The sequence below is a fragment of the Bradyrhizobium guangxiense genome, from assembly GCF_004114915.1.
In the GTDB taxonomy this organism is placed as follows: domain Bacteria; phylum Pseudomonadota; class Alphaproteobacteria; order Rhizobiales; family Xanthobacteraceae; genus Bradyrhizobium; species Bradyrhizobium guangxiense.
Window position 1 is genome coordinate 3,913,758 of the sequence record NZ_CP022219.1, and the last position, 19,630, is coordinate 3,933,387.

The 19,630-nt window shown below is 65.0% G+C and carries 17 protein-coding genes; 3 read left to right on the forward strand and 14 right to left on the reverse strand.

What is annotated here, in order from left to right; all coding sequences use genetic code 11:
• Positions 1-19: 19 nt before the first annotated feature.
• The 10 genes from X268_RS18655 to X268_RS18705 form a co-directional block, all read right to left on the reverse strand.
• On the reverse strand, positions 20-2,707 hold the full coding sequence (locus tag X268_RS18655; protein WP_128926297.1) for a PAS domain S-box protein: 2,688 nt from the start codon (positions 2,705-2,707) through the stop codon (positions 20-22).
• 121 nt (positions 2,708-2,828) lie between these two features.
• Positions 2,829-3,743, reverse strand: a complete 915-nt coding sequence (locus X268_RS18660; RefSeq protein ID WP_128926298.1) for a DMT family transporter — start codon at positions 3,741-3,743, stop codon at positions 2,829-2,831.
• 78 nt (positions 3,744-3,821) lie between these two features.
• Positions 3,822-4,616: an NUDIX hydrolase gene (locus X268_RS18665; RefSeq protein WP_128926299.1), complete on the reverse strand. Its 795-nt coding sequence runs from the start codon at positions 4,614-4,616 to the stop codon at positions 3,822-3,824.
• 4 nt (positions 4,617-4,620) lie between these two features.
• Positions 4,621-5,574: a dihydrodipicolinate synthase family protein gene (locus X268_RS18670; RefSeq protein ID WP_128926300.1), complete on the reverse strand. Its 954-nt coding sequence runs from the start codon at positions 5,572-5,574 to the stop codon at positions 4,621-4,623.
• A 127-nt stretch (positions 5,575-5,701) separates the two neighbouring features.
• Positions 5,702-6,580 (reverse strand): SDR family oxidoreductase, encoded by an 879-nt coding sequence (locus X268_RS18675; RefSeq protein ID WP_128926301.1) that lies wholly within the window; start codon positions 6,578-6,580, stop codon positions 5,702-5,704.
• A 123-nt stretch (positions 6,581-6,703) separates the two neighbouring features.
• Positions 6,704-7,564, reverse strand: coding sequence for a MaoC family dehydratase (locus X268_RS18680; protein WP_128926302.1), 861 nt, complete (start codon positions 7,562-7,564; stop codon positions 6,704-6,706).
• A 259-nt stretch (positions 7,565-7,823) separates the two neighbouring features.
• Positions 7,824-8,213, reverse strand: a complete 390-nt coding sequence (locus X268_RS18685) for a Zn-ribbon domain-containing OB-fold protein (RefSeq protein ID WP_091957356.1) — start codon at positions 8,211-8,213, stop codon at positions 7,824-7,826.
• Positions 8,213-9,370, reverse strand: coding sequence for a thiolase domain-containing protein (locus X268_RS18690; protein ID WP_128926303.1), 1,158 nt, complete (start codon positions 9,368-9,370; stop codon positions 8,213-8,215). Before X268_RS18690 ends, X268_RS18685 begins: the two co-directional genes overlap by 1 nt.
• A gap of 310 nt (positions 9,371-9,680) precedes the next feature.
• Complete coding sequence (locus X268_RS18695; protein ID WP_128926304.1) at positions 9,681-10,025, reverse strand: hypothetical protein; 345 nt, start codon at positions 10,023-10,025, stop codon at positions 9,681-9,683.
• A 696-nt stretch (positions 10,026-10,721) separates the two neighbouring features.
• Positions 10,722-14,213 carry an indolepyruvate ferredoxin oxidoreductase family protein gene (locus X268_RS18705; protein WP_128926306.1) on the reverse strand — a complete coding sequence of 1,164 codons (3,492 nt, stop codon included), beginning with the start codon at positions 14,211-14,213 and terminating at the stop codon, positions 10,722-10,724.
• A gap of 283 nt (positions 14,214-14,496) precedes the next feature.
• Here X268_RS18705 and X268_RS18710 point away from each other — a divergent pair, with 283 nt between their 5' ends.
• Complete coding sequence (locus tag X268_RS18710) at positions 14,497-15,708, forward strand: c-type cytochrome (RefSeq protein WP_128926307.1); 1,212 nt, start codon at positions 14,497-14,499, stop codon at positions 15,706-15,708.
• 37 nt (positions 15,709-15,745) lie between these two features.
• Here the strand turns inward: X268_RS18710 and X268_RS18715 are convergent, their stop codons facing one another.
• On the reverse strand, positions 15,746-16,390 hold the full coding sequence (locus X268_RS18715) for a trimeric intracellular cation channel family protein (RefSeq protein ID WP_128926308.1): 645 nt from the start codon (positions 16,388-16,390) through the stop codon (positions 15,746-15,748).
• 166 nt (positions 16,391-16,556) lie between these two features.
• On the opposite strand from X268_RS18715, the gene X268_RS18720 reads away from it, so the two are divergent.
• Positions 16,557-16,946, forward strand: coding sequence for a hypothetical protein (locus tag X268_RS18720; RefSeq protein WP_128926309.1), 390 nt, complete (start codon positions 16,557-16,559; stop codon positions 16,944-16,946).
• Positions 16,947-17,009: 63 nt separating this feature from the next.
• Here X268_RS18720 and X268_RS18725 read toward each other — a convergent pair whose 3' ends face one another.
• From X268_RS18725 to X268_RS18735, 3 genes are all read right to left on the reverse strand, one after another.
• Positions 17,010-17,819: an isocitrate lyase/PEP mutase family protein gene (locus tag X268_RS18725; protein WP_128926310.1), complete on the reverse strand. Its 810-nt coding sequence runs from the start codon at positions 17,817-17,819 to the stop codon at positions 17,010-17,012.
• A gap of 70 nt (positions 17,820-17,889) precedes the next feature.
• Positions 17,890-18,240 carry an antibiotic biosynthesis monooxygenase family protein gene (locus tag X268_RS18730; RefSeq protein ID WP_128926311.1) on the reverse strand — a complete coding sequence of 117 codons (351 nt, stop codon included), beginning with the start codon at positions 18,238-18,240 and terminating at the stop codon, positions 17,890-17,892.
• Positions 18,241-18,268: 28 nt separating this feature from the next.
• Entirely contained in the window at positions 18,269-18,577 is a 309-nt protein-coding gene (locus X268_RS18735) for an NIPSNAP family protein (RefSeq protein WP_164937806.1), read from the reverse strand.
• Between the two features lie 216 nt (positions 18,578-18,793).
• On the opposite strand from X268_RS18735, the gene X268_RS18740 reads away from it, so the two are divergent.
• A complete protein-coding gene (locus X268_RS18740) occupies positions 18,794-19,492 on the forward strand; it encodes a winged helix-turn-helix domain-containing protein (RefSeq protein WP_128919643.1) in 699 nt (232 codons plus the stop codon).
• The last annotated feature ends 138 nt before the right edge of the window (positions 19,493-19,630 follow it).

Sequence of the window (19,630 nt, forward strand, 5' to 3'; positions counted from 1 at the left end):
AACGCGTTCGGGTCATGGATCACTCCGCCGCCTGCTCCAACGGCGCCGTGCGCGGCAGGATGATCTGGATGCGTGTGCCGTTGCCCGGTTCGGAATCGAGATCGAGCCGTCCGCCGAGCCGGTTGGTGACGATGCTGTAGACGATGTGCAGCCCGAGGCCGGTGCCGCCCTGGTCGCGCCGGGTCGTGAAGAACGGATCGAAGGCGCGGCGGCGGACGTCGAGCGACATGCCGCAGCCATTGTCGGAGAAGATGATCTCGACATTGTCCGTGCCGGACTCGCGCACCTGGATCTCGATGGTCCCCGGCCGGCCATCCGGGAAGGCATGCGCCACCGAATTGAGGAACAGATTGGTCAGCACCTGGCCGTACGGACCCGGATAGCTGTTCATGGTGAGATCGGGCTGGCACTCGACGTTGAGCGTCAGGTTGTGCTTGCGCAGGCCCGGCCGGAGACTCATCACCACCTGCTCGGTGAGGTCGCCGAGATCGAAGGTGCGCTGGTCCGAATAGTTGCGATCCGCGGCGACCTGCTTGAACGACTGGATCAACTCGGCGGCGCGGTTGAGATTGGACACGAGCTGCGAGGAGGCGTCGCGGCTGGTGCTGAGGAAATCGTTGAGCGTGGAGCGGCGGAGCTCGCCGCGCTCGACCTCGGCGGTGAATATCGCGGTCTTGCGCTCCAGCGCGGAGGCGACGGTGAGGCTGATACCGACGGGATTGTTGACCTCGTGCGCGACGCCAGCGACGAGGCGCCCGAGCGCGGCGAGTTTCTCGGCCTCAATCAACGAGGCCTGCGTCTCGCGCAGATTGCGCAGCGCCGTCTCGGCGGCTTCCTTGGCCTTGCGCATCTCCTGCTCGCCGCGCTTGCGCTCGCCGATGTCGAGCGCGACGGTCACGATCCGCTCGATCTCGCCGTCGGCATCGAGCAGTGGCAGCTTGTTGACCAGCCATTGCCGCATGTTGCCGGAGGCGTCCTTGTACTCCTCCTCGTAGAAGCCGAGCCCCTTGCGGAGGCTCAGGACACGCTTGTCGTTCTCGTCGGTCTTGGCCGCGCCATAGCGCGACATCAAGTCGGCCGTGGTGCGGCCGAGCGCGTCAGCGGGTTCGATGCCGAAGATGCCCGCCATATAGCGGTTCATCAGCACATAGCGCAGGTTGCGGTCCTTGACGTTGATCACCGCCGGCACGGTGTCGATGACCTGCTGGAGCAGGCGCCGGCCTTCGGCGATGGCGTCTTCCGCCCGCTTCTGGTCGGTGATGTCGCGCAGCGTGCCCTCGTAACGGACGATGTTGCCCGCTTCGTCACGCACGCCGGTGGCGCTGTCGGAGAGCCACAGGATGTTGCCGCTGCGCTGGCGCACCTGATACTCGAACTCGCGCACCATGCCGTCGCGCGCCATCAGCCGCTGGTATTCGACCCGCGCCTCGGGATGGACATAGATGGTGTGGGCGATGTCGCTGATGCTGTCGATCAGCTGCTGCGGGCTGTCGTAGCCCATCATCCGCGCCAGCGCCGGATTGGCGTTGAGGAGATCGCCGGCCGGCGTCGTCACGTAGATGCCGTCGATCGAGCCCTCGAACAGCTTTCGGTAGCTCTCTTCGGCGAGGCGCTGCTCGGTGAGCGCGCGCACCGCCGCCTCGCGCGCCGTGTCGGCCTCCTCCAGCGCGCGGCGGAACACTTCTGCTGCACGCGCGATGTCGCCGATCTCATTGTCGAGATCAGCCGACGGGATCAAGGTGTCCTTCTGGCCCGCCGCAAGCGCGCGGATGGAGCGTGCGATCTGGGCGAGCGGACGGACCGTCCGGCGCACCACGAACAGCGCAGCGCCGATACCGATCAGGACGCCGATGGTGCCGAGCACGATGCTCTGCCATCGCGCTTCCGTCAGTGTCCGGGCGAAATCGCGCGACAGCACGTGGCCGCGCCGGGCGCTGACCTCGCGCAGCAATTCGGTGACGCGACCGATCAGCCGGCCCTCGGTTCCCAGCACCTCGCGGTCGATGTCGGCGATCTGCCGCTCGCGGACGGCCACCGCCATGATCGCCTCGGCGTAATCGTTCACCGCCGCCTTCAGCTTGGCATCGCCGATGTTCAGGGCCCGCATGGTCTGCGCAGCCTGCTCGGCCGCGGACGGGTTGCGCGCGAGCAGCCCGAGCGCGATGCGGCTCTGCGCCTCCGACAGGCGCGAGGCCAGCTCACGGTCGGCGGTGCCCGACACGGCCGCATCGAACTGGTCACGCAACGGCGGCAAGCCCGCGAGCAGCTGGGCGCGGCGGTCGATCAGCGTCGAGATCCGCTCGAGGCCATTGCGATAGGTCGCAAGCCGCTCGGTGACCCCGTCGATCATGTCCTGCTGCTCGGGCGCGAGCTCGATGCGGGTCTTCTTCAGGATGTCGCTCAGGGTCGAGGCCGCCTCGCCCACCTGCTTGAACTGGATGCCGGCGCCGGGATCGGTGACGAAGTCGCGCGCGGCGAGGCGCAATTCGTTCATGCGGCGGTCGATGTCCTCGGCAAGGTCGCCGACGCTCTGCAGCCGCTGCAATTCGGCGAAGGTGGTGTCGATGTGCCGGATCGCGATCACGCTCGCGGTCGAGGTGACGATGATCACCGCCAGCACCAACAGGAAGCTGCCGAAGGTGAGCTGGCCGATGGAGAGCGAGAAGGTTCGCTTTTTCTCAGGGGTCGGCGTCAATTCGGCGGACATTGGCGATGAGAGGACCGGGCTATCGGAGGCCCAATATACGACGTATTGCCGCCCCGGGGGAACATGCCTCCGAACGCCGATTATCCTAAATATGGCGGTCCCGGAGCCCCCTTTTCCCAATCTATGACGGTTTGAGGCTCGCCGTCTGCCGGGCCGGGATCGTCACGGCGGCGACGCCGAGGACGACGCAGGCAAGCCCGATCCAGGCGGTCCGGCTGAGGCTCTCACTGAGGAAGGCGACGCTGATGGCGACGCCAATGGGCACGCGGAGATAGGCCTGCGCCGTGGTGCTGACCGAGCCCAGGGTCTGGATCAGGCGGAAGTAGATCGCAAACGCCGCGGCGGTCGAGAACACGGCGAGCGCGAGCAACGCCAGCACGGAGCTCAGTGACGGCGACAGCGTCCAGGGCCGCTCGACCACGAGCGAGGCCGGAATCAGGGCCGCCGCCCCCGCCAGCAGCGAGCCGGCGGCTGGGGCCATCGGATCGAGGCCCTTGAAGCTGCGGCCAAAGATCGCGGCGCAGGCGTAGCATAGGGTGGCGGCAACGATGGCCGCTTCCGCGAGGAGGCCGCGACCGATGCCATCGAAGGCGTCGGTTCCGACAATGAGGCAGATGCCGGCCATTCCGGCGACCACACCGAACAGTTTCCTGGGGGTCGTCGCCTCGTGGCGGGGGACGACGAGGGGGAGCAGGAACGTGAAGATCGGTGCGGCCGAGTTGAGGATGGTGGCGAGTGCGGCATCGACATGACGCTCGCCCCAGGCGATCAACGTCCAGGGGATGACGCTGTTGAGCACGGCCTGGAACGCGAAGCGCCGCCAGGTCGCGGCATCTCTGGGCATCATGATGCCGCGCGCCCACATCACGACGAGCAGCAGCAGACCCGCAATCGTGGTTCGAGCCGCGATCAACGTGATGGGGGGAATGGTGGCGACCCCGAGTTTGATGAAGGTGTAGGAGCCGCCCCACAACGTCGCGAGCGCGACCAGCAGCGCCAGCTCGACGGCGATGTTGGTGTCCTGCCTGGTGTCCATGGTCCGCTCCCGTCCTTCGCAACGGACGGAACCTAGCGCGACCGCGGTCGTCAATACTTCGTCTGGCGTCGAAGTGTCTTAGCCAACGGCCCCGACATCGAACACCTCGCCGTCATAGCCGGCCTCACGGGGAATCCGGAGCTGACGGCCGGTTTCTGTCTTGGTCATGACCGGCATCACCGCGACGATGGACATGGCCCGGGCATGGTCGAGCGCAGCGCTCACGTTTGGCTGTTTGGCGAGGCGGATCAGATTGCGCGTGGTCGGGAATGGCAGCTTGAAACGGCCGCTCTCGCCACCCTCTACCGCCTCGCGCGGCGAGACCCAGATCGAATCCGTCGACTCCCGGCCATCATGGGCGCCGAGCTGGTCAGGCGGCGCGGCGGCAAGGAAGAACCAGGTGTCGAAGCGCTTCGGCATGCCCTCCGGCGTGATCCAGTGCGCGTAAGGCACCAGCGTGTCGAGCGCTAGCTGAAGGTTGTTATCGGCCAGGATGTTGAGGAAGCTGACCTTGTGCTCGTTGAGCGCGACGCGATGCTTGTCGGCGATCTCGCCGGCACGCTTGGCATCAACCGGCGCACCCGTCTCCTTCGACCGCGCCAGCAGGATGCCGCTCTCCTCAAACGTCTCGCGGATCGCGGCGATACGGAAACCGCGGTCCGCCTCGCTGAGACCTTCACCGCCCGAATACAGGTCGGTGCGGGCGACAATCTCCTTGTCGCCGGCATCGACGCTGCCGCCGGGAAACACCAGCGCGCCCGAATTGAACTCGATCTGATGATGGCGAACCATCATGAAGACCTCCAGCTCCTTCCCGCCGTCACGGAGCAGGAGGATGGTCGAGGCCGGGCGTGATGCTGATGTCTCGGCCATTCAACTAACCCGCGGCGCTGGATTGCGGGCCGAGATTGGCGCGCTTGTCGAAACGGGCAACGCGGGACAACAGATAGTCGACCTCGGCCTTCGCTGTCGCCGTCATCGTTGCGCCCGGCTTGCGCTGCGCGCTGGAGGCGATGACGCCGCGCTTCTGCAGCACGTATTTGCGCACGGTCAGGCCGACGCCGGGCTGCTGCTCGTAGCGGATCAAAGGCAGATGCGCGTCGAACAGGTCATGCGCGGCATCGCGCTTGCCGGCCTTGGAGAGGTTCACGACGTCGATCAGAAGCTCGGGGAAGGCGTAACCGGTCATGGCGCCGTCGGCGCCGCGCTCCATCTCGAAGTCGAGGAAGGTGCCGCCATTGCCGCACAAGATCGAGAGCGGACGCAGCGATCCGTCCTTCTGGAAGCCGCGCAGCGTCGTGATCTTCTCCAGGCCCGGCCAGTCCTCGTGCTTGAGCATCACGCAGTTCGGATTGTCCATGACGATCTTGCGGATCACGGATGGCGTGAACACCACCTGCAAGGTGAGCGGATAGTCCTGAAGCACCCAGGGCACATCCGGGCCGACCGCTTCCGCCGCCTGCTTGAAATAGCCGATGATCTGGTCGTCGGTGCGCAAGGATGGCGGCGGCGCGATCATCACGCCGGCCGCACCCGCATCCATCGAGGCCCTCGCCAGCGAGCGCATGGTGGCAAAGCCCGGCGCCGAGACGCCGACGATCACCTGCATCTTCTTGGCGCGCTTGACGTAGCGCACCGCCACCTGCTCGGCCTCGGTGGCATCGAGCTTCGGGGCCTCGCCAAGGATCCCCAGCACCGTGACGCCGTCGCAGCCGACCTCCTCGTAGAAATCGGTCAGGCGGTCGATCGAGCGCTCGTCGATCCGGCCGTCGTCGTGGAACGGCGTCGGCGCGATTGCGAAAGTGCCCTTGGCGTCGGCGGTCAGTTTCATCAGTCCAATATCCTCTGGTTCGTCATTCCGGGGCGGCTCGCAGAGCCGAACTCTGGTGCGCAATTGCGCACCTGAGAATCCCGAGATTCCGGGTTCGTGCTTCGCACGCCCCGGAATGACGGGAAAGCTAAAACCGCCGCGCCCCCATCTTGATCTGCTCCTCGGAGAAGAAGATCTCCTTGGCGTGATCGACGATGTCCTGGGCGTTCCAGCCCGAGTGCGGCGGCTTCCAGCCTTCCATTTCCATCATCCGCATTTCGCGCACGCCGCGGGGCCCGGACACGCCCAGCACCTTGCCGGTCTGGTCGCCCGACAAGTCGCTGACCATGTATAGCACGGCCGGCGCGATGCCGTCCGGCCCCAGCGCCGCCCCCGGGTTCTCCTTATAGCGGGGCAGGTCTGCGGTCATGCGGGTCAGGGCGCCCGGGGCGAGCGTCCAGATCCGGATGTTGTACTTCCGGCCTTCGATCGCGAGCACGTTGGACAGGCCCCAGATGCCGCCCTTGGCCGCCCCGTAATTGGTCTGGCCAAAATTGCCGATCAGCCCCGAGGTCGAGGAGGTGTTGACGATGACGCCGCCGCCGTTTTCCCGCATCCAGCGAAACACCGGCATGGTGCAACAAAAGGTACCCTTCAAATGGACCTTGATGACCTTGTCCCAGTCGGCCTCGCTGGCCTTGTGAAAGGTCTGGTCGCGAAGGATGCCAGCATTGTTGACCAGGATGTCGGCTCGGCCGAAGTGCTTGATGGCGTCGTCGAACACCGACTGGCCGCCCTCCATGGTGGAGATGTCGGCGCCGTTAGCGACCGCCTTTCCGCCCTCGGCCTTGATCGCGTCCACCACCTGCTGGGCCATCGAGGTGTCGGCGCCGGAGCCGTCGCGAGGCCCGCCGAGGTCGTTGACGACGACCGCGGCCCCTTCCCGCGCGAACAGCTTCGCATAGGCCTCACCGAGCCCCCCGCCCGCGCCGGTGATCAGCGCAACCTTGCCATCGAGTAGTCCCATGGTGGCTTCTCCCTGTTTATTGTTGTCATTCCGGGGCGCGCGAAGCGCGAACCCGGAATCTCGTGCCACAACTTCTGGATTCCGGGTTCAGCCCTGCGGGCTGCCCCGGAATGACGGAGGGCCCTAACCCAGCACCGTCTTGCCGTTCTTGATCACGGTGACGCCGCGCGACTTCACCTCGGCTTCGAACGAGATCACGTTGGCGTCCTTCCAGAGATCCATGGTCACGGTCTCGCCGGGATAGACCGGGGAAGAGAACCGCGCGACGTGCTGGCGGAAGGCGCTGGCGTCGTAGTCGGCATAGGTCTGCAGCACGCCGCGGCAGGTGATACCGTAGGTGCACATGCCGTGCAGGATCGGGCGCGGAAAGCCGGCCTTCTTGGCGAACTCGGGATCGGAGTGCAGCGGGTTGCGGTCGCCGCAGAGGCGATAGACCAGCGCCTGATCGGGACGCGTCGTGATATCGATGGTCTTGTCGGGCTCGCGCGATGGGATCTTGTGCGGGTCGGGCTGCGTCAGGTTCGGCCCGCCAAAGCCGCCGTCGCCGCGGGCGAAGCGCGAGGCGACCAGCGTTGCCAGCTTCTCGCCCTTCTCGTTCTTCAGCACGGTCTGATGCACGATGACGACGCCCTTGTCCTTGCCCTTGTCGTAGACTTCGAGCACGGAGGAGTCGGCGGTGATGTGCGCGGCCACCGGCAGCGGCTGGTGGAAGGTGATGTCGCGCTCGCCGTCAACCACCATGACGCGGTTGAGATTCATCTCGCCGGGACCAGCACCCCACGCCGCGACAGAGGCGAAGGTCGGCACCACCTTGAGCGGCCGCGGGGTGAACGTGCCCTCGTTGACGAAGGCAAGCTCCTTCTCGTCCATGGGGTCGGCGCCGAGGCCGATGCCGTAGGCGTAGAGCATCACCTCGCGATCGGTGTAGGCATATTTCTGACCGAGGTTTTTCAGGCCTTTGAGTTCTTCGTATCTGGCGGACATTCTTTCTTTCCTCTCCGGCATTTGTCTCAGCGAGCGCCGGCGCTCGTTAATGTGCCCTCTCCCCTTGTGGGAGAGGGCTACTCCGCCGGAGCAACAAACTCGTATGGGTGAGGGGTTGGCTCCTCAGAAAAAGCCTCTCTGCGGAGAGAACCCCTCATCCGGCGCCGAAGCCGAAGCTTCGCTTCGGCGTCTCTTGAGGGACGGCCGCCAGAGACGGCCTATGCCACCTTCTCCCACAGGGGGAGAAGGAAGAAAGCAATCAGGCGACTGTGAAGAACGGCAGCGGGGCGCCATCCGTCGGCTTGAACACCACCTTCACCTTCTGGCCGATCTTCAGCTTCTCGAGATCGCAGTCGACGAAATTGGTCTGCACCGACGGCCCCTCCTTCAGCGTGACGTAGCCGATGGCGTAAGGGCCGGTCGGCGATTTCCGCATCAGGCTCCAGGTGTAGATCGTGCCCTCGCCCGACGCCTCCTCCCACACCGTCTTGTCGGAGTAGCAGAACGGGCAGATCGAGCGCGGGAAGTAGTGCGCTTCCCCGCAGGCGGTGCAGCGCTTGATCATGAACTTGCCCTGCTTCGCCGCATCCCAGAACGCGGCGGTCTCGGGATTGGTCACCGGGGCCGGATATTTCTTTGCATCTACCATCACACGCGCTCCAGAATGGCCGTCGAGGCGGCGTGGCGGACACCCAAGAGGCCGCCGGTGCCGTGGGCGATGGCGAGATCGCAATTCTTGACCTGCACCTTCGGATGCGCCTCGCCGCGCAGCTGCCGCACGGCCTCTAGGATCTTGGTCATGCCGCCGCGGTTGACGGGATGGTTGCTGCAGAGGCCGCCGCCGTCGGTGTTGAACGGCAGCTTGCCGACGCCCGAGATCAGATTGCCGTCGGCGACGAACTTGCCGCCCTCGCCCTTCTTGCAGAAGCCGAGATCCTCGAGCTGCATCAGCACCGTGATGGTGAAGCTGTCATAGATCGAGGCGTATTTGATGTCCTTCGGCGTGATGCCGGCTTCCTCGAACGCCCGCGGGCCGGACCAGACGCCGGCGGAGTACGTGAGGTCGAGATCCTTGCCGCCGCGCGGGCCCTTCATGGCCTCGCCATGGCCGATCAGGCGCACCAGCGGCTTCTTCAAGCTCTTGGCAATCTCGGGCGTCGTCACGATCATCGCGCCGCCGCCGTCGGAGACGACGCAGCAATCCATGCGATGCAGGGGATCGGAGATCATCGGCGAGTTCAGGACGTCCTCGACGGTGACGACGTCCTTGAGCATGGCATGCGGATTGTATTGCGCGTGGTGGGAAGCCGCGACCTTGATCCAGGCCAGTTGCTCGCTGGTCGTGCCATAGTCGTGCATATGGCGCATGGCACACATGCCGTAGGCATTGTGCGTGGTCGCGCCGTAAGCGGACTCGAAATCGACCTCGGCGCCGGCCGCGCGCGGCGGCATCACGCCGGTGCGCGGCTTGCCGGCCAGCGTAACAAGCGCGATCGAGCACTTGCCGGCGGCGATCGCCTCGGCCGCATGGCCGAGATGGATGATGTAGGAACAGCCGCCGGTCTCGGTGGAATCGACGTGGCGGAGCTTCTTGGTGTTCAGGCCGAGATAATCGACCATCGGCCAGGCGCCACCGGGGGCATCGCCCGCGCAGAAATAGCCGTCGACGTCGTCCTTGCTGATCCCGGCATCCTCGATCGCGCCCTTGGCGACCTCGGCGTGGAGCTGCGCGGTGGATTTGTCCGGCGCATGCCGGGTCGGGTGCTCATAGATCCCGGCAATGTAGGCCTTGCCCTTGATGGTCAAACTTCAGGTCTCCGCTCGCGTTTCTTATTGCCCCGTTTTTCTGAACCGCACCGGGCGGATTGGCAAGCGCGGAAATATTCCGCCCTGCGAGAGGGTAGCAGGTTGGCGCAATTCCCCTCCCCGTCATCCTGAGGCGCGAGTGGCGAGATGCAAAGCATCGCGCCGGGAGCCTCGAAGGATGCACAGCCGATCCGCCTCTACGCAATCCTTGCGGCTACAGCCGGGCCGTCGTCCTTCGAGGCTCGCTGAAGGGGCTCGCGCCTCAGGATGACGGGGAAAGAGCGGTGAACGCAGCTCGCGGCTGCAACCCTCAATGATGCGTTTCCAGGACAATGATTGGAGACGAAGATTCGTCTCGCCACACCGACGCCAGATAGCAATAGCCGCCGGGATAGGCGTCGAGATCAAACCTGTCGACATCGGGAGGCACGAGCCGACATTTCAACTCAACCCTCCAGAAATCAAAGCGGTCCGCGCTCGGTATCCAGCGCAAAGGCTTTCCCACGTCAGCAACGACGAAGCTCGACCCATCCAGCAGAAGTTCCACGATTGCAGTCGCCCCGATCCTCTCGGCGCGCTGGGCACGAAGCGCGCCCTGGTTGGTCCAGAGCTCAGCGAGCGGCAGGCCTATGACGATACGCTGGGCAGCATCCATCTCCTGCTCCCGTTAAGTTTGCGGGCATAGCTTAGCATCCTCGCGGCGCGTTTCGCCCGAGCTTTGCGTCCGTCTTGCGACCCTCCAAAAACAGAGGGCGCAGGGAAGACCGGGTGCCGGCTGGGCACCCACGGTCCGCTGTGCGCGAATTGCGCGAAGAACAGATGCACAGCGGCATACAGGTGAAGCCAAACATCCGGCCTTCCCTGCGCAGTGGCTTTACGGCTTATGTCGCGCTCTCCCCGGGGAGCGATGCACTATTGCCCCCGTCGCCCTGCGAGTGACCCGCAAGACTTGACGCACAGACCCCGGGCGTCAGGACCACACGATTTTGCCGTACGCGAGACAGGCCCGTCGTGCACGAGACAATCGCTCGCGCGACGCAGCCCACGTCCACCGCCGCTCACCCCGCGTTTCGTGACGATCGCGATACGCCCCTCTGAGAGGGATGAGGTGGCGAACGATTACGATAATTCCGAATTTCGGTAAAGCGGAATGTTTTTGCGAGAGTGGATTGACCGGCCTATGGGTGTTTTGCCCGCCGAGCAATACAAGGGATGGTGCTGTGGGGTGGGCAAAGCGACTTGTCCGCCATAGCTCGAAGAGCGACGGCGGAAGCGTGCCCTCGTCTTTGCGCAAGCATGGCCAGGTGGTGGGCACGGCGCTCTGCGCCTTTGCCCACCCCACGAGACTGCCCTACTCGGCTGCGATCTGCCGTGGCGCGGGCGGTGGATTGGCGAGATCCGCGGCGAGCTGCGCGTAGCGCGCTTTGGCATCGGCCACCGCCTTGTCCTTCACCGGGCCGTAGCCGCGGATGCGGTCGGGCAGTGACAGGAGTTCGACCGCAGTGTCGATCGTGAGCGGCGACAACAGGCCGAGCACGGTGGTGACATCCTTTTCGTAGCCGGCGATCAGGTCGCGCTCGAGCTTGCGGTCGGCGCTGCGGCCGAAAATGTCGAACGGCGTGCCGCGCAGGAACTTGAACTTTGCGAGCACACGAAAGACATTCAGCATCCACGGGCCGAAGGCGCGCTTCTTCGGGCGGCCGAGCGCGTCGACGCCGCTGCTGAGGATCGGCGGGGCCAGGTTGAAATTGAACGTGAAGTCGCCCTCGAACTGATCGCGGAGCTGCTGCTCGAAGGCGCCGTCGGTGTAGAGGCGCGCGACTTCGTACTCGTCCTTGTAAGCGAGCAGCTTGGCGTAGTTGATCGCGACCGCGCGCGGCAGCGCATCGCCATAGCCGCCCTGCTTGGCAGCGTCGCGGACCTGGTCGACCAGCTTGCGATAGCGCTTGGCCAGGCGGCCGTTCTGGTAGGCAGTCAGATGCTTGGCGCGGTGCTCGATGACCTCGTCCAGCGTCATCGCGTCGAGAGTCTTCGGCGCAATCACCTCGTCCGTGCCCTTCAGCATGTCAGCAAGACGCTTGGGGTCCGCGACTGCGAGGCGGCCGAGGCGGAAGGCTTCCTTGTTCATCTTGATCGAGACGCCGTTGACCTCGATCGCCTGCTCGATCGATTCCGCCGACAGCGGGAACAGACCCTTCTGATAGGCATAGCCCATCATCATCATGTTGGTGGCGATGGCATCGCCGAGCAGCTGCTCGGCCGGCTTGGTGAAATCGAAGAAGACGGAGTCCTTGTGCAGCGCCGTCTCCAGCACCGCATTCAGCTTGCGGGTCTGGAAGTTGAAGTCGCGGTTGAGGATGAAATCGGCGGTAGGAATGACGTGGCTGTTGATGATGCCGTGGGTGCGGCTGGAGTCGCACAGCGAGATCGTGTCCTTGGCAACGGCGACCACTTCGTCGGCGGCAAGCACGAGATCGGCCGTGCCGGTGACGATGCGCGAACAGGTCACTTCCGCCGGATGATCCGACAGGCGGACATGGCTGAGCACCGCCCCGCCCTTTTGCGCAAGGCCCGACATGTCCAGGATCATCGAGGCCTTGCCTTCGATATGGGCGGCCATACCGAGCAACGCGCCGATGGTGAGAACGCCGGTGCCGCCGACACCGCCGACCGCGATGTTGTAGGGCTTATCGAGCATCGGGCGCGACGCCGGCTCGGGCAATTCGCCGATGTCAGCCAGCTCGCTAGGTGCCCGGTGGCGCGGCTTGCCGCCGTCGACGGTGACGAAGGACGGGCAGAAGCCTTTCAGACACGAATAGTCCTTGTTGCAGGAGGACTGGTTGATGGCGCGCTTGCGACCGAACTCGGTCTCCAGCGGCTCGACCGAGATGCAGTTCGACTGCACTGAGCAGTCGCCGCAGCCTTCGCAGACCGCCGGGTTAATCATGACGCGGCGCGCCGGATCCTCCATCAGGCCGCGCTTGCGGCGGCGGCGCTTCTCGGCGGCGCAGGGCTGCACGAACACGATCGCCGACGTGCCCTTGTACTCGCGGCACATCTTCATGACGTTCTGCAGCTCGTCGCGGTGATATTTCTTCACGCCGGGCGCGATGGTATCGGCCGGATAGGCGTCGGGCGCCTCTGAGACCAGATAGATCTCGCGAATGCCTTCGGCGTGGAGCTGGAAAGTGATCTGCTGCGGCGAGAGATCGCCGTCATGGCGCTGGCCGCCGGTCATGGCCACCGCGTCGTTGTAAAGGATCTTGTAGGTGATGTTGGTCTTGGACGCGACGGCCTGACGGATGGCGAGAAGGCCGGAGTGGAAGTAAGTGCCGTCGCCGAGATTGGCGAAGATGTGGTTCTCGTTGGTGAACGGCGCGATGCCGACCCAGGGCACGCCCTCGCCGCCCATATGGGTAAACGTCTCGGTCGAGCGGTCCATCCACAGCGCCATGAAATGGCAACCGATGCCGGCGAGCGCGCGGCTGCCTTCGGGGACCTTGGTCGAGGTGTTGTGGGGACAGCCGGAGCAGAAATAAGGGGTGCGGGAGACAGGGGCGACCGCCTGCATCTGGGTCGCCTGGCGGCCGTTGAACCAGTCGGCCTTGGCGCGGAGCATCGAAGCGATCTCGGGGTTGAGATCGAGCTTGAGAAGTCGCTCGGTCAGCGAGGTCGCGAGCGAGGCGACACTGAGCTCGGCGGCGAAGGTCAGGAAGCGCTTGTCATGCTCGTCCATCTTGCCGACGATGCGCGGACGGACATCGTCGCGCCAGTTGAACAACACCTGCTTGACCTGGTTCTCGACGATCTCGCGGCGCTCCTCGATGATGAAGATCTCTTCGAGGCCGACGGCGAATTGATGCACGCCTTCCGGCTCCAGCGGCCAGGGCATGCCGATCTTGTAGAGGCGAAGGCCGATCTTTGCGGCAACCTCCTCGGTGATGCCAAGCTCGCGGAGCGCCTGGCGAACGTCCTCGTAGCTCTTGCCGGAGGCCATGATGCCGAAACGGGCGTTCGGCGAATCCATGGTGATACGGTTGACCTTGTTGGCGCGCGCAAAGGCGATGGCGGCAAAGCCCTTGTAGTCCTGCAGGCGGCGATCCTGCTCGAAACGGTCGTCGGGCCAGCGCAGGTTGAGGCCGCCGGGCGGCAGCTCGAAATCGGTGGGGATGATGAACGGCTTCATCTCGTCGGTGAGATCGATCTCGGCGGTGGTCTCCACCGTCTCGGTGATCACCTTCATGCCGACCCAGCAGCCCGAATAGCGTGACATCGCGATGCCGAGCAGGCCCATCTCGATCATCTCGTGGATGCTCGAGGGATAGAGATAGGGCATCAGCGCCGACATGAAGGCATGGTCGGACTGATGCGGGACGGTGGAGGATTTTGCGCCGTGGTCGTCGCCGGCAAGGCACAGCACGCCGCCGTTCTTGGCGGAGCCCGCGGCATTGCCGTGGCGGAACACGTCGCCGCAGCGGTCGACGCCGGGGCCCTTGCCGTACCAGATGCCGACCACGCCGTCGTATTTGGCGCCGGGCGAGAGGTTGAGCTGCTGCGAGCCCCAGACGGCGGTGGCCGCCAGGTCCTCGTTCACGCCGGGCTGGAACTTGATGTTGTACTGCTCGAGGTGCTTGCGGGCGGCGAATAGCTGCTGGTCGTAGCCGCCGAGCGGCGAGCCGCGATAGCCGGAGATGAAGCCCGCGGTGTTGAGGCCGCTGGCGCGGTCGCGCCGGATCTGGGCCATGGGCAAGCGGACCAGGGCCTGGATGCCCGTGGTGAAGACGTGCCCGGTCTCCTGGGTGTATTTTTGATCGAGACTGATCAGACCCTGGTTGATGCCCATGCTGTCCTCTTTTGCCGCCCTGTTCAGGTCTTGCTGACTTAAGCCGTTGCCTTCCCGTTGTTTTTAGCTAGGGCGCGCCGACCAATTGCGCCACTCTATGTCGGATATTTCACGATCCGCATCACAAATCTGGACCAGAGGGAGGCCCGAGCAAAAATCGCAATTTCGTGGCCTGAAACACGCCAGGCATTTTCAATTTGTGTCACCATACCCCCGCCATTGCGAAATGAATTGACGCTGCACCCATGCGGGTGACGTCGATTGGTCGCAGGAGAGGCTTTCGATGCGGACGATTCTGACCGGCTTGGCCCTGGGCTTGGCATTGTGCAGTGCGGTTGCAGGCGCGGCCGAGCCGTCGCCGGAGCTGATCGCCTATGGCAAGACGCTGGTCGAGGCCGGCGACTGCGCGGGCTGCCACACCGCCGATCCCGCACGTCCGTTCGCGGGCGGCAAGCGCATCGACACCCCATTCGGCGCGATCTATGCGCCCAACCTGACCCCGGACCGCGACACCGGAATCGGCGCCTGGCTGGATGCCGATTTCACCCGCGCCCTGCGCACCGGCATCGCGCCTGACGGATCGAACTATTACCCGGCCTTTCCCTATCCCTACTTCACGAAGATGACGAAGGACGACACGCTGGCGATCCGCGCCTATCTCGGCACGCTCGCGCCTGTCGTCAGCCGCAACAAGCCTCCGGAACTGCGCTGGCCATTCGGCTATCGCGGCCTGATGCGGATCTGGAACGCCGTGTATTTCAAGCCCGGCCTGTTCGAGCCGGACCAGAGCAGGAGCGCGGCCTGGAACAGAGGCGGCTATCTCGTCACCGGGCTCGGCCATTGCGGCGCATGCCACACGCCGAAGAACTATTTCGGCGCGGACCGGGACGCCCAGGCGCTCTCCGGCAATGCGGTCGGCGGCTGGTTTGCCCCGCGCCTCGACGGCGCCGTCCGCACCGGGCTGAAGTCCTGGAGCGAGGCGGATATCAAGGAGTATCTGCAAAGCGGCCGCAACGCGAAGAGCCATGCCGGTGGACCGATGGCGGAGGTCATCGTCAACTCGACCTCGAAGATGAGCGATGCCGACGTGCGCGCGATCGCGCTGTATCTGAAGAGCCTGCCGGCGGCACGGCGCGAGACGATCGTGACGCCGCCCGACGACGCCGAGATGAGAGCGGGCCAGGCGGTCTACGCCAAGCTCTGCATCGCCTGCCATGAGGCCGACGGCACGGGCAGCCCGCGCATCTATCCGCCGCTGCCCGGCAACGCGCTGCTGCAATCGATCAATCCGTCCTCCACCTTGCGCATCATCCTCGACGGCGCCCACACCGTGACGACGCCGCGCGCCCCCAACACCGGCGAGATGCCGGGCTATGCCAAGCAGCTGTCCAATGAGGAGATCGCAGCGGTGACGAACTACATCCGCAATTCCTGGGGCAATGCCGGCCTGCTGGTGACGCCGGCGCAGGTGGCGAAGGCAAGGAAGACGGAGTAGTTGCCCCTCTCCGCTTGCGGGAAGAGACGAAAAGTAATTACCGCTCCTCGTCCCCCGTGAAGACGAATTTCGGCATCTCCCATTTGTAGCGGACTGCGAGCAGGCGGAAGCTGATGCCGAGGGCGAAGGTCAGAATGGTCCAGAGCTCGGCGTTAAGCTGCAACCCGAATGCCGTCGCATAGAACAGGCCGGTCACCACCGACACGCTGGCATAGAGCTCGGAGCGGAACAGCAGCGGCACGTCGTTGCAGAGCACGTCGCGCAACACGCCGCCGGCACAGCCGGTCACCATGCCCGAGACGATGACGATCGGCAGCGAGGCGTCCATCTGCCAGGCGACGTCGCAGCCCGCCATGGTGAAGACGACGAGCCCGATGGCGTCGAGCACGATGAAGGCGACCTTCAGCCGGTGCACCAGATGCGCCGTCAGGATGGTGACGAACGCCGCACCGCCGGCGAGCGCGAGATAGACCGGGCTTTGCACCCAGGCCAGCGGATAATGGCCGAGGAAGAGATCCCGCAATGTGCCACCGCCGAGCGCGGTGATGCAGCCGAGAAAGCAGACCCCCAACCAGTCCATGCTGCGGCGCCCCGCAGCGAGCGCAGCCGTCATGCCCTGGGCGGCCACGGCGACCAGAGACATGAAATGCAGCACGCTGTCGGTCGGCGGCAAGCTCCACATTGGCTCGCTCCCTCCTCATGGTCATGGAACTCGCGTCCTGTTCCCGGCGTCAACTGGTTCCCGATTCCCTGCGGCGGAGCAACATGCACCGAAACGATAAGGGAGCGCGGAACGGAATCTCACATCTGAGGGTTGTCTTGGTGTCATAACCGAGGAGACCCAATCGATGGCTGACGACCGTTTTCCCAACGATCCGTACCGCCCGAACCTCGCCGACGATGAGTATCTTCGCGCGGCCCGCCGGGATACCGATCTGCAAGCCGACCCCGAGCTCGGCGAAGGCCCCGCCTCCAGCGGCAAGGTTGCGTTGTTCGCCGTTGCGATCGCACTGGTGCTGGGCGCCGTGTTCTACGGCCTGAACAATAGCAGCACGACCAACCAGGCCAGCAACGCACCGACCTCGCAGACGGCACAGACGCAGCCCACCAATCCGGCCGCGCCTCCCGGCATGCGCGACGTGACGCCGCGCAACAACACGGGACCCGGCGTTACCACGGGCGCGGCGCCGAGCAAGCCGGCGCCGGATGCACAGACGCCGTCTGACGGCGCGAAGTAACAACTAGCAACAGCGCGTGGGAGCGGCGGGACTCATCCAGTCCCGCCGCTTTTCGTTGTGCCGCTAGCTGAACATCTTATTGAGCTCGCCGCCGGAATAGCCGCTGCCGAGTTCGGTGAATGTGCCCTTCTCCGCCATCTCCGTTGCCGCGCGCATGAAGCCGCCCCAGGCGGCGCGGGCCAGCGAGCCGCCGACACTGATGCGGCGCACGCCGAGGTCTTCCGCTTCCTTCAGCGACAGGCCGGACGCACCGATCAAGAGGTTGAACGGCTTGGGAGCGACGGCCTTCACGACGGCAGCGATGTCCTCGCGGCTCTTGAGGCCCGGCGCATAGAGGCAATCGGCTCCGGCGTCCGCGTAAGCGGTGAGCCGGTCGATGACGAGCTTGAGATCAGTGACGCCCCACAGATAAGCCTCGCAGCGGCCGACCAGCAACGTGCCGCTGTCGCCGATCGCCTTGCGCGAGGCCTTGATGCGCTCGACCGCGAGCGTACGCTCGTAGATCGGCTTTTCCTTGTCGCCGGTGGAATCTTCGATCGACAGGCCGGCAACCCCGGTGCGCACGCAGCGCTCGACATTGTCCGCGACCCTGTCGGGCTCGACCGCAAAGCCGCCCTCGAAATCGGCGTTGACGGGAATGTCGACGGCCGAGCTCAATGCTGCCAGATGCTGACAGACGTCCTCGACCGTGACGTGGTTGTCGGCCTTGCCGATGGTCCAGGCAAAGCCCGCGCTCGACGAGGCGATCGCCTTGAAGCCGAGATGCTGCAGTGCTTTGGCGCCGCCGACGTCGACCGGATTGGGCAGGATGAAGCACCCGCTCTCGTGCATCTTCCTGAAGGTCGCGCGCTTGTCCGCCGTCGTGACGTGCATGTTTGTCTCCCTTGTTGGCCGCGCACACATAGGGGCGCCGAGCCGGCAGTGCCAGAGCGGGCCGACAGCGCTAGTGCGCGTCGTGCACCGCCCGGCTGTCCTTCGGCGCCTGCTCGCGATCATTCATGCCGTAGTCCCTGACCACGCTGGCGATGCGCAGGTGATAATCGGCAAAGATCTGCGCCCTGCCCTTGGCCTGGGTGCGGCGGTGCTCCATCGTGTTGCGCCAGGCAGCAACCGCCGCCTCGTCGCGCCAGAACGACACCGACAGGATCTTGCCCTTCTCGGTCAGGCTTTCGAAGCGCTCGACCGAGATGAAGCCGTCGATGGTTTGCAGGATCGGCTTCAGATCGGCTGCGAGGTCGAAATAATCCTGGCGGTGTTCCGGCTTCGGCCAGACCTCGAAGATCACGGCGATCATAGGCGTCTCCTGCTGCTGCGATATTGGCCTACAATACCACCTTACGCAGGAAGGTGCGCTCTTCGGCGAGGATGAATTTGTGCTCCTCGGCGAAATGGAAATTGGCCATGCCTTCGGCATCCTGCCGCAGCCGGGCGCGATAGGCTTCATAAGCGGCGAGACTCTCGAAGGTGATCAGAGCAAAGGCGATGTTGTTGGTGCCCTCATGCGGCATGAAGTAGCCGATCAGATCACCACCGCATTTCGGAATGACGGTGAGCCAGCGCTTCGAGTACGCCTCGAACTGCGCCCGCTTGAACGGATCGAGCTGGTAGCGGATGAAGACGGTGACGGACATGATGGGCTCCTGTGTTTCCACGCCGTCAATGCGAGCGCAGTCTCCTAGGGTGGGTGGGCAAAGCGAAGCGTGCCCACGTCGATTCTCCGCAACGAAGAATGATGGGCACGTCGCTACGCTCCTTTGCCTACCCTACGGTTTCGCTGTGTGCGCAATGACGCGTTGGTGAGAAGCTACGCCCTTGCCCGACGTCAATGCTTCGGCTACCATCGAAGCATGAAATCAGGACCCGACATCGCCATGGTCGCTTCGCTGGTCGGCGACCCCGCCCGCGCCAACATGCTCACCGCGCTGATGAACGGCCGCGCGCTGACGGCGAGCGAGCTGGCGCAGGAGGCCGGCATCACGCCGCAGACGGCGAGCTCGCATCTGGCCAAGCTCGAGGCCGGAGGCCTGGTCGAGCCGGAGAAGCAGGGCCGCCACCGCTACTACCGCCTCACCGACGACGACGTCGCCGGCGTGCTCGAGGGCCTTGCGGGTCTCGCCGCGCGGACCGGCCATATGCGGGTGCGTACCGGACCAAAGGATCCGGCGCTGCGGCGCGCGCGGATCTGCTACGACCATCTCGCTGGCGATCTCGGCGTGCAGATGCTCGATTCCCTGCGCGAGCGGAATCTGGTCAGGCAGAAGAAGCAGGACATCGAGCTCACCGCCGAGGGCGAGCGTTTTCTCGCCAAGCATCTGCAGATCTCGCCCGACATGCTCGCCCACCCGCGCCGTCCGGTGTGCAAGGCCTGCCTCGACTGGAGCGAGCGGCGGCACCACCTCGCCGGTACGCTGGGCGCTGCCATGATGCAGCGCTTCGCCGAGTTGAAGTGGGCGGCACGCGACGCGACCCCGGGGAGCCGCGTCGTGAACTTCACCCGCACTGGTGAGAAGCAGTTTGCCGCGCTGTTTGGCAACGGGAAGGATTGATCACGCAATCTGTGTGGGATCGCACGTTTGCGTGTGAATGTGCGCTCTGGTCATGGCCGCGCTTGACCCGGCCGTCCACGCGTTTATGGCCAACGTCATTCCGGGGCGATGCAAAGCATCGACCTCGGAATCTCGAGA

What these genes read in the sequence shown, in the direction of transcription:
- X268_RS18655 (WP_128926297.1), bottom strand. Translation starts at nt 2,707, where the DNA reads ATGTCCGCCGAATTGACGCCGACCCCTGAGAAAAAGCGAACCTTCTCG.
- X268_RS18660 (WP_128926298.1), bottom strand. Translation starts at nt 3,743, where the DNA reads ATGGACACCAGGCAGGACACCAACATCGCCGTCGAGCTGGCGCTGCTG.
- X268_RS18665 (WP_128926299.1), bottom strand. Translation starts at nt 4,616, where the DNA reads ATGGCCGAGACATCAGCATCACGCCCGGCCTCGACCATCCTCCTGCTC.
- X268_RS18670 (WP_128926300.1), bottom strand. Translation starts at nt 5,574, where the DNA reads ATGAAACTGACCGCCGACGCCAAGGGCACTTTCGCAATCGCGCCGACG.
- X268_RS18675 (WP_128926301.1), bottom strand. Translation starts at nt 6,580, where the DNA reads ATGGGACTACTCGATGGCAAGGTTGCGCTGATCACCGGCGCGGGCGGG.
- X268_RS18680 (WP_128926302.1), bottom strand. Translation starts at nt 7,564, where the DNA reads ATGTCCGCCAGATACGAAGAACTCAAAGGCCTGAAAAACCTCGGTCAG.
- X268_RS18685 (WP_091957356.1), bottom strand. Translation starts at nt 8,213, where the DNA reads ATGGTAGATGCAAAGAAATATCCGGCCCCGGTGACCAATCCCGAGACC.
- X268_RS18695 (WP_128926304.1), bottom strand. Translation starts at nt 10,025, where the DNA reads ATGGATGCTGCCCAGCGTATCGTCATAGGCCTGCCGCTCGCTGAGCTC.
- X268_RS18705 (WP_128926306.1), bottom strand. Translation starts at nt 14,213, where the DNA reads ATGGGCATCAACCAGGGTCTGATCAGTCTCGATCAAAAATACACCCAG.
- X268_RS18710 (WP_128926307.1), top strand. Translation starts at nt 14,497, where the DNA reads ATGCGGACGATTCTGACCGGCTTGGCCCTGGGCTTGGCATTGTGCAGT.
- X268_RS18715 (WP_128926308.1), bottom strand. Translation starts at nt 16,390, where the DNA reads ATGTGGAGCTTGCCGCCGACCGACAGCGTGCTGCATTTCATGTCTCTG.
- X268_RS18720 (WP_128926309.1), top strand. Translation starts at nt 16,557, where the DNA reads ATGGCTGACGACCGTTTTCCCAACGATCCGTACCGCCCGAACCTCGCC.
- X268_RS18725 (WP_128926310.1), bottom strand. Translation starts at nt 17,819, where the DNA reads ATGCACGTCACGACGGCGGACAAGCGCGCGACCTTCAGGAAGATGCAC.
- X268_RS18730 (WP_128926311.1), bottom strand. Translation starts at nt 18,240, where the DNA reads ATGATCGCCGTGATCTTCGAGGTCTGGCCGAAGCCGGAACACCGCCAG.
- X268_RS18735 (WP_164937806.1), bottom strand. Translation starts at nt 18,577, where the DNA reads ATGTCCGTCACCGTCTTCATCCGCTACCAGCTCGATCCGTTCAAGCGG.
- X268_RS18740 (WP_128919643.1), top strand. Translation starts at nt 18,794, where the DNA reads ATGAAATCAGGACCCGACATCGCCATGGTCGCTTCGCTGGTCGGCGAC.